Annotated in this window: 13 protein-coding genes and 1 pseudogene; 8 read left to right on the top strand and 6 right to left on the bottom strand. The window is 68.1% G+C overall.

What is annotated here, in order from left to right; genetic code table 11:
* The 3 genes and pseudogenes from R6V09_RS33630 to R6V09_RS33620 all read left to right on the top strand — a co-directional run.
* Window positions 1–415, top strand: a pseudogene (locus R6V09_RS33630) (CHAD domain-containing protein); the annotation flags it as partial.
* 41 nt (window positions 416–456) lie between these two features.
* The gene (locus R6V09_RS33625; protein WP_317885242.1) at window positions 457–897 is read left to right on the top strand and encodes an NUDIX hydrolase; all 441 of its coding nucleotides are present in this window, start codon (window positions 457–459) and stop codon (window positions 895–897) included.
* 298 nt (window positions 898–1,195) lie between these two features.
* Window positions 1,196–2,431: an IS701 family transposase gene (locus R6V09_RS33620; RefSeq protein WP_317885241.1), complete on the top strand. Its 1,236-nt coding sequence runs from the start codon at window positions 1,196–1,198 to the stop codon at window positions 2,429–2,431.
* A 120-nt stretch (window positions 2,432–2,551) separates the two neighbouring features.
* Here R6V09_RS33620 and R6V09_RS33615 read toward each other — a convergent pair whose 3' ends face one another.
* Window positions 2,552–3,178, bottom strand: a complete 627-nt coding sequence (locus R6V09_RS33615; protein WP_317885240.1) for a hypothetical protein — start codon at window positions 3,176–3,178, stop codon at window positions 2,552–2,554.
* 421 nt (window positions 3,179–3,599) lie between these two features.
* Between R6V09_RS33615 and pstS the strand changes: the two genes are divergently transcribed.
* From pstS to pstB, 4 genes are all read left to right on the top strand, one after another.
* Window positions 3,600–4,730, top strand: coding sequence for a phosphate ABC transporter substrate-binding protein PstS (gene pstS / locus R6V09_RS33610; protein WP_317885239.1), 1,131 nt, complete (start codon window positions 3,600–3,602; stop codon window positions 4,728–4,730).
* A gap of 108 nt (window positions 4,731–4,838) precedes the next feature.
* Entirely contained in the window at window positions 4,839–5,846 is a 1,008-nt protein-coding gene (pstC, locus tag R6V09_RS33605; protein ID WP_317885238.1) for a phosphate ABC transporter permease subunit PstC, read from the top strand.
* Window positions 5,843–6,904, top strand: a complete 1,062-nt coding sequence (gene pstA, locus R6V09_RS33600) for a phosphate ABC transporter permease PstA (protein WP_317885237.1) — start codon at window positions 5,843–5,845, stop codon at window positions 6,902–6,904. The genes pstC and pstA overlap by 4 nt, the downstream gene beginning before the upstream one ends.
* A 48-nt stretch (window positions 6,905–6,952) precedes the next feature.
* On the top strand, window positions 6,953–7,729 hold the full coding sequence (gene pstB, locus R6V09_RS33595) for a phosphate ABC transporter ATP-binding protein PstB (RefSeq protein ID WP_317885236.1): 777 nt from the start codon (window positions 6,953–6,955) through the stop codon (window positions 7,727–7,729).
* A gap of 115 nt (window positions 7,730–7,844) precedes the next feature.
* Here the strand turns inward: pstB and R6V09_RS33590 are convergent, their stop codons facing one another.
* From R6V09_RS33590 to R6V09_RS33580, 3 genes are all read right to left on the bottom strand, one after another.
* On the bottom strand, window positions 7,845–8,261 hold the full coding sequence (locus R6V09_RS33590) for a hypothetical protein (RefSeq protein ID WP_317885235.1): 417 nt from the start codon (window positions 8,259–8,261) through the stop codon (window positions 7,845–7,847).
* 165 nt (window positions 8,262–8,426) lie between these two features.
* Window positions 8,427–9,425 (bottom strand): inorganic phosphate transporter, encoded by a 999-nt coding sequence (locus R6V09_RS33585; protein ID WP_317885234.1) that lies wholly within the window; start codon window positions 9,423–9,425, stop codon window positions 8,427–8,429.
* Between the two features lie 7 nt (window positions 9,426–9,432).
* Window positions 9,433–10,053, bottom strand: coding sequence for a DUF47 domain-containing protein (locus R6V09_RS33580; protein ID WP_026151758.1), 621 nt, complete (start codon window positions 10,051–10,053; stop codon window positions 9,433–9,435).
* Between the two features lie 197 nt (window positions 10,054–10,250).
* On the opposite strand from R6V09_RS33580, the gene R6V09_RS33575 reads away from it, so the two are divergent.
* Window positions 10,251–10,583, top strand: a complete 333-nt coding sequence (locus R6V09_RS33575) for a metal-sensitive transcriptional regulator (RefSeq protein WP_317885243.1) — start codon at window positions 10,251–10,253, stop codon at window positions 10,581–10,583.
* Here R6V09_RS33575 and R6V09_RS33570 read toward each other — a convergent pair.
* Window positions 10,580–10,759 carry a hypothetical protein gene (locus R6V09_RS33570; RefSeq protein ID WP_019073694.1) on the bottom strand — a complete coding sequence of 60 codons (180 nt, stop codon included), beginning with the start codon at window positions 10,757–10,759 and terminating at the stop codon, window positions 10,580–10,582. The two genes, R6V09_RS33575 and R6V09_RS33570, sit on opposite strands and share 4 nt — an antisense overlap.
* A gap of 105 nt (window positions 10,760–10,864) precedes the next feature.
* Window positions 10,865–11,587, bottom strand: a 723-nt coding sequence (locus tag R6V09_RS33565) for a hypothetical protein (protein WP_317885233.1), incomplete at its 5' end; no start/stop codon positions are given.

Genomic DNA, 11,587 nt, shown 5'->3' with positions numbered 1-11,587 from the left:
CGGGGAACGCCTCAACGACGCGGTCAGCGCGCTGCCCCTGGTCACCGCCGGGCACCCGTACAACGCCGAGGCCCTCATCCACGGCCTCTCCCCCGACCCGGCCCCGCACCCCCAGGACGGCCCCTGGCACCAGGTACGCCTGCTGCTGCGCCTGCACCGCTACGCCGGCGAGGTCCTGCACCCGGACGGCCCACCGCTGGACGTACGCCTGCTGGCGGCCGGCCAGGCCCTCAATCTGCACCGGGACGCCTCGGAGGCCGCCGCGGCGGCGGCATCGGCGACCCGGACCCCGCGGATCGCCCCGGCGACCGCGTACGCGCTCGGAGTGCTGCACGCCGACCAGCGCCACGAGGTGGAGGCGGCCCGCTTCGCCTTCCAGCAGTCGTGGCAGAAACGGCCGGTGGGTACCGCCTGACGCCCCGCACCAACGCGCACGGAGGAGACGGTGAACCTTCAGTGACTTCCTCGACGAGCGACACCACCGTCCAGGCGGCCGGCTGCGTCCTGTGGCGGCACCGGTCCGCCGGAGACCTCGAACTGGCGCTGGTCCACCGGCCGAAGTGGGCCGACTGGTCGTGGCCCAAGGGCAAGCTCAAACGGGGCGAGACGTTCGAGGAGGCGGCCCGCCGCGAGGTCCTGGAGGAAACGGGCCACACCTGCCGGCTGGGCACGAGGCTCCCCTCGGCCCACTACATCGACCACCACGGGCGGCCCAAAGAGGTCCGATACTGGGCGGCCGAGGCGACCGGCGGAACCTTCGAGCCCAACGACGAGGTCAGCGCGCTCGTCTGGCTCAGGCCGGACGAAGCCCACGCCCGACTCACCCATGAACGGGACCGCGACCTGATCTCCCTCGTACTCATGGCCGTCGGCACGGACGAGGACCCTCTCGGCTAGGGCCTGTCCGGCGGATCAGGTCGCAGGAAAGCGACCGTGCCTGATCAGCGCCGGTGAGCGGGGTCTGGTGCGTCCAACTGCAAGGCGGAGGAGGGAGTCGACGCGGTGGGGGCACCTCCCGGCCGAAGGCTGGGGGACGTCGGCGACCGACGACAACGCCGCTGGGGGTCCCCCACGCCTTTAGGGCAGTGGGGGAGGGCGCACCAGACCCCGCGTCTGCGGCATGATCCGCCGGACAGGTCCTAGTAGTGCTTCGTTACCTCGGGTGATCTCGCCTGGTGGTGGGTATTTCTTTGGTGTGAAGTTGGGGGAAGTCGAGCGGCTCCGGGGTGAGTTGGCGGAGTTCGTTGCTGATGTGTTCGGGTCGTTGCCGCGGCGGGACCAGCGGCGGTGGGGCGAGTGTTATCTGCGGGGGCTGATGCTGGACGGCCGGCGCAAGTCGATCCAGCCGATGGCTGATCGGCTGCCGGACGGGAACATGCAGGCCCTGCAGCAGTTCGTGAACCAGTCGCCGTGGGATCCGCTACCGGTCCGGCGACGGATTGCCCGGCGGTTGTCCGAAGTGCTCACGCCGGAAGTGTGGGTGATCGACGATGTGTCGTTTCCCAAGTGCGGCACAGCGTCGGCGGGAGTGGCACGCCAGTACTGCGGGGCGCTCGGGAAGCGGGCGAACTGCCAGGTCGCAGTCAGTGTCCATGCCGCGACCGACACCGCCTCCTGCCCGCTTCAGTGGCAGTTGTATCTGCCCCGGGAATGGACGGACGAGCCGGACCGCTGCCGCAGGGCCGGAATCCCGGACAGCGTGGGCCGTCAGGAGAAGTGGCGCCTGGCGCTCGGTCTGCTCGATACGCTCGCCGAGTGGGAGCTGAAGGCCCCGGTCGTGGTCGCCGACGCCGGCTACGGCACCAGCACCCCCTTCCGCCTCGCCCTGGAGGAACGGGAACTGTCCTACGTGCTGGCACTGACCGGGAAGGAAACCGCCCACCCGGAGGATGTCGAGCCGCACCGGCCTGCTTATGGCGGGCTCGGACCGCCGACCCTGCCGCGCTACCGAACCCCGCCACAGGCCCTGTCCCTCCACGCGGTCCAGACCCCGCTCGCCCACTTCACCGAGGTGACCTGGCGGCAGGGCAGCAAGGGGCCGATGACCTCGGCGTTCACCGTCCTGTCGGTGCGGCCTGCGGGCAAGCAGTCCCTGGCCGCCGCCCAGCAAGCAGGCGGAGGCCACTACCAGTGGGACGGCGTCCTGCCCGCGCGCACGGTGCTCGTGGAATGGCCCGTCGGCCAGGCGGCTCCGACCGGTTACTGGATATCGAACCTGCCCGCCACCACACCCGTCGAGGATCTGGTGCGGTGGGCGAAGATGCGCTGGCGCATCGAGCACGACTACCGCGAACTCAAACACGGCCTCGGCCTGGACCACTTCGAGGGCCGCACCTGGCGCGGCTGGCACCACCACGTCACCCTCGTCACCGCCGCACAGGCCTTCCTCACCCTCCGGCGGCTCAACCCAAAAGCTCACACGCCGGCCTGACCCTCTACCAGGTCCTCGACGCTCTTCAGGACCTGCTGAGGTGCTGGACCGGCACCTGCACCACCTGCGGCCGACCCTTCACCACACGCAGAAACAGAACCAGAACCTAACGAAGCACTACTAGGCGGTCTCGTCGCGGTTTCCAGCCGCGCCCACGGCGACGAGTTCGCCGCTCTCCAGCAGCTCCGCGAGTACCCGCGGCGCGCGCTCGAAGTGGCAGTGGTCCCGCTGTGCGCGGCCGATCATCTGGTCCGGGTGTCCGAGCGCCGCCAGCACGTCCCAGTGCAGGCCCTGCGCCCAGACGTACCCCGGCTCCCCGTCGACGTCCATGTCCTCCACGTCGATCGGGGTGTCCGCGAGCGCGGAGGCCAGCCGGTGGCCGTCCACCGGCCCGGCGGCGAACTCCAGGAACGCGGCGGGGTCCGCGCACGCGGGTGTGCCGTCGGCGGCCTCGTCGTCCCGGCCCGGCCTGGAGTCGTAGCGGTGGGCACGGACTCCGTCCCGCCAGACCTCCAGCTCCAGCCGGTCGCCGTCGTATTGGAAGGCGGCCAGCACCGGAACGCCCAACGCACCGCTGACCGGCCCGGCGAGCGAGAGGACACCGTTGTTGTCGACGAACCGGTCCGGATGGAGGAGGCAGAATCCCGGCCCGGCCGGGGCCGCGTAGCCCGCCGCGCAGATCTCGCGCAGGACGGGGGCCGCCTGTTCCAGCGGCAGGGGAATCAACATCGTGCCGTACGTGGTCACGGCCTCACCTCCTCGGGCGCCGTGAACCTACCCGTCCGCGACACCGCGCGGCCACGGAAATACGCCCGCCGCCCAGCGGGTGCCGTGCCGCCCACCTCGCGTTACGTTGCGAAGGGGCGGCCGAAGCAGGTCCCTCACCCAGCCGGGGGAACGCCCGCTCGTGGACGCGCTTCCGGGCCCACCGAGCCTGGCATAGTCCGGAATCAGCCCGTGTCCTCGACGTGAGCGTTCCGTGACCTAACCGCACCGCCCACAGGGGTTCACCCTCCGTTCACTTATGCCCATAGGCGCCTTCACCTGTTCTGCCTAATTTCGGCCTTACGCGATGCGAGCCGCGACCTGGGGGTCGCTACCCGCGTCACCCACGTCTTCGCACGCCGCCGGAATTCAGGACGGCGGCTCCTGGAAGGAACTCCATCAAGTGAAGCTTCAGCGCATGAACCGGCGGGCCCTCACCCTCGGTGCTCTCGCGGTCTCCGGCGCCCTGGCCCTCACGGCGTGCGGCTCGGACGACAACGGCGGCTCGGGCAACAGCACCAGCTCCTCGACGGCCAACGCCGGCTCGGCCGTCTGCGGCGACGCCAAGAAGGGTCAGCAGCTGCTCGCCGACGGCTCGTCCGCGCAGAAGAACGCGATCGACGCGTGGGTCAAGGCGTTCAGCACGGCCTGTGGCGTCCAGATCAACTACAAGGGCGGCGGCTCCGGCGCCGGTGTCACCTCCTTCAACCAGGGTCAGCTGGCGTTCGCCGGTTCCGACTCCGCGCTGAAGCCCGAAGAGGTCACCGCCTCCAAGCAGGTCTGCTCCGGCGGCCAGGGCATCGACCTCCCGATGGTCGGCGGCCCGATCGCGCTCGGCTACAACGTCCCGGGTGTCGACAACCTGGTCCTGGACGCCCCGACGCTCGCCAAGATCTTCGACAGCAAGATCACCAAGTGGAACGACGCGGCGATCAAGAAGCTGAACCCGTCCGCCACGCTGCCCGACCTCAAGATCCAGGCGTTCCACCGCTCGGACGAGTCCGGCACCACGGACAACTTCACCAAGTACCTGATCGCCACCACCCCGGACAACTGGAAGTACTCCGGCGGCAAGGCCTGGCAGGGCAAGGGCGGCCAGTCCGCGGCCGGCTCCGCGGGCGTGGCCGCGGGGGTCAAGCAGACCTCCGGCGCCATCGGCTACTTCGAGCTCTCCTACGTCGCCGACGGCGTCAAGGCCGTCAGCATCAACACCGGTGCCGCCGCCCCGGTCGCGCCCAGCACCGACAGCGCCACCAAGGACATCGCCGCCGCCCAGGTCGTCGGCACCGGCAACGACCTGACGCTGAAGCTGGACTACAACACCAAGGCCGAGGGCGCGTACCCGATCACCCTGGTGACGTACGAGATCATCTGCGACAAGGGCAACAAGGCCGCCACGCTGCCCGCCACGAAGGCGTTCCTCACCTACATCGCCAGCGAGGACGGCCAGAAGGTCCTCTCCACCATCGACTACGCGCCGATCCCCGACGCGATCATCACCAAGGTTCGCAGCACCATCGCGAGCATCAGCTAGTCCGAGTGTGCGGCCGGGCCCCGATCCAGGGGCCCGGCCGCACCGTCCGGTGCACCGCCGCCACGGACCGCACACCGCACGTGTGGACCCGCAGACCGGAGAATCCCGATGGATATATCGACAAAGAACCCTGAAGAAGCACCCCCTCCCACTCCCCAGCCCGCCGCCGCGCAGAAGCCCACGGCCCGCGGCGCCACCCGACCCGGTGACCGGATCTTCCTCGGTCTCTCCCGTGGGTCGGGCATCCTGCTGTTGGTGATCATGGCCGCCATCGCGGTCTTCCTCACCTATCGCGCCTCACTCGCGATCAGCAGGGACCACGCGAACTTCCTCACCACCTTCGAGTGGAACACCAACCTGGTCCCGCCCAAGTTCGGCATCGCCGTCCTGGCGTTCGGCACCGTGGTGTCCTCGATCATCGCCATGGTCATCGCGGTCCCGATCGCGGTCGCCATCGCCCTGTTCACCACGCACTACGCCCCGCGCAAGCTCCGCGGCCCGGTCTCCTACGTGATCGACCTGCTGGCCGCCGTACCGTCCATCGTGTACGGCCTGTGGGGCGCCCTGATCCTGGTCCCGCACATGATCGGCCTCTTCGGCTGGCTGAACGACTACTTCGGCTGGACCGGGATCTTCTCCTGGGAGGAGGGTGCCCCCCGCTCGATGCTCACCGTCGGCATCCTGCTCGCGATCATGATCCTGCCGATCATCACCAACGTCAGCCGTGAGGTCTTCCGCCAGGCCCCGCAGATGATCGAGGAGGCGGCCCTCGCCCTCGGCGCCACCCGCTGGGAGGTCATCCGCATGGCGGTGATCCCCTTCGGCCGCTCCGGCGTGATCTCCGCCTCAATGCTCGGCCTCGGCCGTGCGCTCGGCGAGACGATGGCCGTCGCCACCGTGCTCTCCCCGGACTTCATCATCCACGCCAGCCTGCTCAACCCGGGCGGCGGAACCTTCGCCCAGAACATCGCCAGCAAGTTCAGCGAGGCGACGGAGGACGGCCGGGACGCGCTCATCGCCTCCGGTCTCGTCCTGTTCGTCATCACCCTGCTGGTCAACGGCGCGGCCCGGCTCATCATCGCCCGCCGCGCGGAGTACTCGGGGGCCAACGCATGAGCAACGCAGCCGTAGCCGACAAGCCCGTGAGCACCCTGCAGGGCGCGACACTCCCCAAGTGGTCGCCGTACGCGATCGCCGGCGGCTCCATCGTGCTGGCCGTCCTCATCGGTCTGGTCGGCAGCCTGGACAGCAAGATCCAGTGGGGCCTGATCGCGGCGATCCTCTTCGTCGTCGGCACGTACGTGATCGCGTCGCGCGTCGAGGGCAGCCGCCAGGCCAAGGACCGCATCGCGACCAGCCTGGTCTGGGTCGCCTTCCTCCTCGCCGTGGTCCCGCTCGTCTCGCTCCTCTGGACGACGATCTCGCGCGGTGTGAAGGTCCTCGACGTCTACTTCCTGACCCACTCGATGGGTGTGGTCGGCGACACCGAGCCCGGCGGCGGTATCTACCACGCCATCATCGGCAGCCTGGAGCAGGTCGGCCTCGCCACCCTGATCGGCGCCCCGATCGGTGTGCTCACCGCGATCTACCTCGTCGAGTACGGACAGGGCAAGCTCTCCAAGGCGATCACGTTCTTCGTCGACGTCATGACGGGCATCCCGTCGATCGTCGCGGGTCTGTTCATCCTCTCCCTCATGATCATGTGGGAGATGCAGCCCTTCGGCTTCGCCGGTTCGCTGGCCCTGGCCATCCTGATGATGCCGGTCGTGGTCCGCTCCACCGAGGAGATGCTGAAACTCGTACCGAACGAGCTGCGCGAGGCCTCCCTCGCCCTCGGCATCCCGAAGTGGCGCACGATCCTGAAGGTGGTCCTCCCGACCGCTATCGGCGGCATCACCACCGGCATCATGCTGTCGGTGGCACGCATCGCCGGTGAGACCGCGCCCGTCCTGCTGCTGGTGTTCGGCAACCCGTTCATCAACAACGACCCGTTCCACGGGGCGCAGGCGTCGCTGCCGCTGTACATCTATCAGCAGTTCGCGCAGAGCGCGGGTTCCGGTGCGGCCTACGACCGTGCCTGGGCCGCGTCCCTCACGCTGATCGCCTTCGTGATGATCCTCAACCTGGTGGCCCGCGGCATCGCCCGCTGGAAGGCCCCCAAGACCGGTCGCTGACCGCGACCTCATCAGCGACCGTTCTGAACCCCTGGAAGTGAAGCAGTCATGGCCAAGCGAATCGACGTAAGTGGGCTCACCGCCTACTACGGCTCCCACAAGGCAATCGAAGACATCTCGATGACGGTCGAGCCCCGCACGGTGACGGCCTTCATCGGCCCCTCCGGCTGCGGCAAGTCGACCTTCCTGCGCACGCTCAACCGTATGCACGAGGTCACGCCCGGCGGCCGGGTCGAGGGCAAGGTGCTCCTGGACGACGAGGACCTCTACGGCCACGCCATCGACCCGGTGTCGGTGCGCCGCGAGATCGGCATGGTCTTCCAGCGCCCGAACCCGTTCCCCACGATGTCGATCTTCGACAACGTGGCGGCGGGTCTGCGCCTCGCCGGCTCGTACAAGAAGAGTGAGCTGTCGGACGTCGTCGAGAAGTCCCTCAAGGGCGCGAACCTCTGGAACGAGGTCAAGGACCGCCTGAACAAGCCCGGTTCGGGCCTGTCCGGTGGTCAGCAGCAGCGGCTGTGCATCGCGCGGGCGATCGCGGTGGAGCCGAAGGTCCTGCTGATGGACGAGCCCTGCTCGGCCCTGGACCCCATCTCCACCCTCGCGATCGAGGACCTCATCGGCGAGCTGAAGGAACGCTTCACGATCGTCATCGTGACGCACAACATGCAGCAGGCGGCCCGTGTCTCGGACCGTACGGCCTTCTTCAACCTCGCGGCGGTCGGCCAGCCCGGCAAGCTCATCGAGATCGACGACACGGAGCGCATCTTCTCCAACCCGTCGGTCCAGGCCACGGAGGACTACATCTCGGGCCGCTTCGGTTAGACACCGGCTTCAAGAACCCCTCGCGGTGCTGCATGGCGGTGCCACCGCGAGGACGAAAAGGGCCCGCCCCCGGCTCCCGGGGGCGGGCTCGTTCGTATGTCCGGCCGAGCAGTTCCTAGAGGGGGCTACCGGCGTACTGCCTCTCCCAGGCGCTGCACGTGTCGTCGATCACGACACCGTTGTCCCGGAGACAGACATAGATGTACACGTACGAGGTCTCGGAGACGTTGTGGCTCTCGTACTCGCAGTTGCCGGCACCGTTGCCGTCGTAGATCGGGTGCTTGGTGCCGCTGGCGCCGACCTTCCAGTAGCCGATGACACCGGCGCCGTCCGCCTTGTTGTCGCAGACCCCGAAGTGGTCGCCGTAGCTCTCGAAGTACATGGAGCCGGCCCAGTCGACGTACGAGTCCGACGCAAGGGTCTCGGCCTCGGCTCTCGCGGCCGACGCAGGAGAGGCCGAGTAGAGGAGCAGGCCCGTGAGAGCCGACGCCACCCCCGCCCCGGACATGAGGTGACGACGAAGTTTGGACATAGGGACCCCCACCCTTTGCATGGCGCGTTCTATTCGAACGCTTGAGCCCCAGAAACTAGCAGCGATCCCGGCGTCACCACCGGGCTTCGGGGAAAGCGGTTTCACCTTCACAGGAATGGCCCGCTCCGGAAGTCGGAGCGGGCCATTGACCAGATGAGGGGAGGGCTACAGGAACGCGAGGTTCACAACCCAGAACGAGCACGCAGCCACCACCGCAGCCGCCGGCATCGTGATGAACCAGCCCATCACGATATTCTTGGCGACACCCCACCGCACGGCGTTCACCCGCTTCGTCGCGCCCACACCCATGATCGCCGAGGTGATGACATGCGTCGTGGAGACCGGCGCCTTGAAGAGGTACGCCGTGGTGAACATGATCGCCGCCCCGGTCGTCTCCGCCGCGAACCCCTGCGGAGGATCCAGCTCGATGATCTTCCGCCCCAGCGTCCGCATGATCCGCCAACCGCCCGCGTACGTCCCCAGCGACAGCATCAGCGCGCAGACGATCTTCACCCACACCGGGATCGGATCGCCGTAGGTCGAATGCCCGGAGATCACCAGGGCCATCACCACGACACCCATGGTCTTCTGCGCGTCCTGGAGGCCGTGCCCGAGAGCCATACCGGCAGCCGAAACGGTCTGGGCGATACGGAACCCTCGCTTGGCCTTGTGCGGATTGGCCTTCCGGAAGATCCACATGATCGCCGTCATCACCAGATAGCCGGCGACCAGACCGACGACCGGCGACACGAACATCGGGATGATGACCTTGTCGACGACACCGTGCCAGATGACATCGGTACCGCCCGCCAGCGCGGCCCCCACCATCCCGCCGAACAGCGCGTGCGAGGACGAGGACGGCAGCCCGAAGTACCAGGTGACCAGGTTCCAGGTGATCGCACCGACCAGCGCCGCGAAGAGGATCCCCATCCCCTTCGACCCCTCGGGCGTCTCGATCAGCCCCTCGCTGACGGTCTTGGCGACCCCGGAACCGAGAAACGCGCCGGCGAGATTCATGACCGCGGCCATCGCCAGCGCCGCACGCGGAGTCAGCGCCCGCGTCGAGACGGACGTAGCAATGGCGTTCGCGGAGTCGTGAAAACCGTTCGTGTACGTGAAAAAGAGCGCGACCAGAATGGTCACGACCAGAGCGAAGGTGTCCATGAAGAGGTCAGGACTCCTTGACGGCGATGGTCTCCACCGTGTTCGCCACGTGCTCGAACGCGTCCGCCGCCTCCTCCAGCACATCCACGATCTGCTTGAGTTTGAGCACCTCGATGGCCTCGTACTTGCCGTTGAAGAGCATGGCCAGCAGCTTGCGGTGGATCTGGTCGGCCTGGTTCTCCAGGCGGTTGACCTCGATCCAGTACTCGGTGAGGTTGTCCATCGTGCGCAGGTTCGGCATGGCCTCGGCGGTGAGCTCCGCCGCCCGCGCCAGCACCTCGATCTGCTGCTCGACGCCCTTGGGCAGTTCCTCCACGTTGTAGAGGACGACCAGGTCGACGGCCTCCTCCATGAAGTCCATGATGTCGTCGAGGCAGGAAGCGAGGTTGTAGATGTCCTCGCGGTCGAAGGGCGTGATGAAGGAGGAGTTCAACTGGTGGAAGATCGCGTGCGTGGCATCGTCACCGGCATGTTCAGCGGCCCGCATACGCTCTGCGATCTCGGCCCGGCCGGCGGTGTCCGCCCCGAGCAGTTCCATGAGGAGTTTCGAGCCCGTGACGATGTTGTCCGCGGACGCGGCGAACATGTCGTAGAAGCTCGTCTCCCTGGGGGTCAGACGAAAGCGCACAAGGGGTCCTCGGGATGCATCGGTTTCGGTCAGGCTGATGCTAAGTGCATCATCCGGCCACGGCTAATGGGCCGTCCCCCAGTGTCGCCCATCAGGCACAGTGATCCGCACGGGGGCGTACCAAGGGCCCTATACCCAGCAAAGTTCGTTACGATATACCCACTAGGGGTATATGTCTGGAGGACGCGATGGACGCGATGACGACCACCGAGGCCGGCGCGGCGGCAGCGCCCTCCGAGGAACCGGTCACGCACGGTTACCACCACCAGAAGGACGAGCACCTCAAGCGCCTGCGCCGGATCGAGGGCCAGGTCCGCGGACTGCAGCGCATGGTCGACGAGGACGTCTACTGCATCGACATACTCACCCAGGTGTCCGCCTCCACGAAGGCCCTGCAGTCGTTCGCGCTGCAGCTCCTGGAGGAGCACCTGCGGCACTGCGTCGCGGACGCTGCGGTCAAGGGCGGCGCGGAGATCGACGCGAAGGTCGACGAGGCGACGAAGGCGATCGCCCGACTCCTGCGCACCTAGGCCCTGTTGGAGGCGTCCCGCTCCTCGGCCACTTTCAGCACCTCGTCGATGCTCTCCAGGCTGAGCCGGTCCTGGGCGGCCGAGGCCGCGATGATCAGGTCTCCGCACAGCTCGATCTCGGCGAGTGCCACGTGGTCCTGAACTGCCGTACCGCCGACCGGAGCCACGTGCGTCACCTCTTCTCTGCCGTCACCGACTTCCTAGAGTAGGGAGCGGTCTACACACCGCGCATGGCACGGACGGGCTAGTTCTCACACCGACTCATCACCGATCGGTTCAGGTCACTTCTCGGCGATCTGCCCGGCGTAGATGTCCTTCGACGCCGGAAGTCGTACGTCCACGGGGGCCCCGAAGTCGTACAGCAACGTCGTCGAGGCGACCGCCACGGTGCTGCGGCGCTGCCCGTTGACGAAGCTGAACCGCTGCCGGACCTTGCGGACCCGCCCCTGGTCGTCGAGGTAGACGTCGAAGGGCACCCGGGCGGTGGCGAACCCTTTCGCCGCCGACCTCAGGGCGGCCTCGTTCCCCGCCGAGGCGCTCCGCGCGGCGACGGAGAGATCGGCGACCCCCCGATAGTGACGCACCGAGGCCCCGGCCACCTCCGTCTTCCCCAGATACGTCGCCCTGGTCGTCCCGCGCAGCACCTCGGCGGCGGCGTAGGGGTCGGTGGCCCCGCCGGTAACGAGGTTGCCGTCGGACAGTGTCCCGGTATCGACCCGTACCCACTTGTCCGCGGGCACCCCGGCGCCCCGGTTCTTCATGAACAGGGCGCCCGGCGCGAGGAGTTCGGTGATCGGCCGGTGCTCACTGGCACCGGCCGGGTCCTGCGGCAACTGCACCTTCAGATGGCCCAGTTGGCGGCGGAAGTCGTAGCCGCCCGCGCCGCGGATGGTCACACGGGTGCCGCCGGTGGCCATCTCCATGGACGTACGGGCCTGTGAACTCCCCGCCGCCACCAGGGCGTCGGCCGCCCGCCGCACCACCGCGACCGCGTCCCCCGCGCC

Source organism: Streptomyces sp. W16 (genome assembly GCF_033194735.1).
Taxonomy (GTDB): Bacteria; Actinomycetota; Actinomycetes; order Streptomycetales; family Streptomycetaceae; genus Streptomyces.
Note: the sequence above shows the minus strand (reverse complement) of the source record. Positions and strands in the feature narration are given on the sequence as shown.

Coding starts and splice junctions, on each gene's coding strand:
- pstB (WP_317885236.1), top strand. CDS start 6,953: ATGGCCAAGCGAATCGACGTAAGTGGGCTCACCGCCTACTACGGCTCC.
- R6V09_RS33575 (WP_317885243.1), top strand. CDS start 10,251: ATGACGACCACCGAGGCCGGCGCGGCGGCAGCGCCCTCCGAGGAACCG.
- pstA (WP_317885237.1), top strand. CDS start 5,843: ATGAGCAACGCAGCCGTAGCCGACAAGCCCGTGAGCACCCTGCAGGGC.
- pstC (WP_317885238.1), top strand. CDS start 4,839: ATGGATATATCGACAAAGAACCCTGAAGAAGCACCCCCTCCCACTCCC.
- R6V09_RS33585 (WP_317885234.1), bottom strand. CDS start 9,425: ATGGACACCTTCGCTCTGGTCGTGACCATTCTGGTCGCGCTCTTTTTC.
- R6V09_RS33590 (WP_317885235.1), bottom strand. CDS start 8,261: ATGTCCAAACTTCGTCGTCACCTCATGTCCGGGGCGGGGGTGGCGTCG.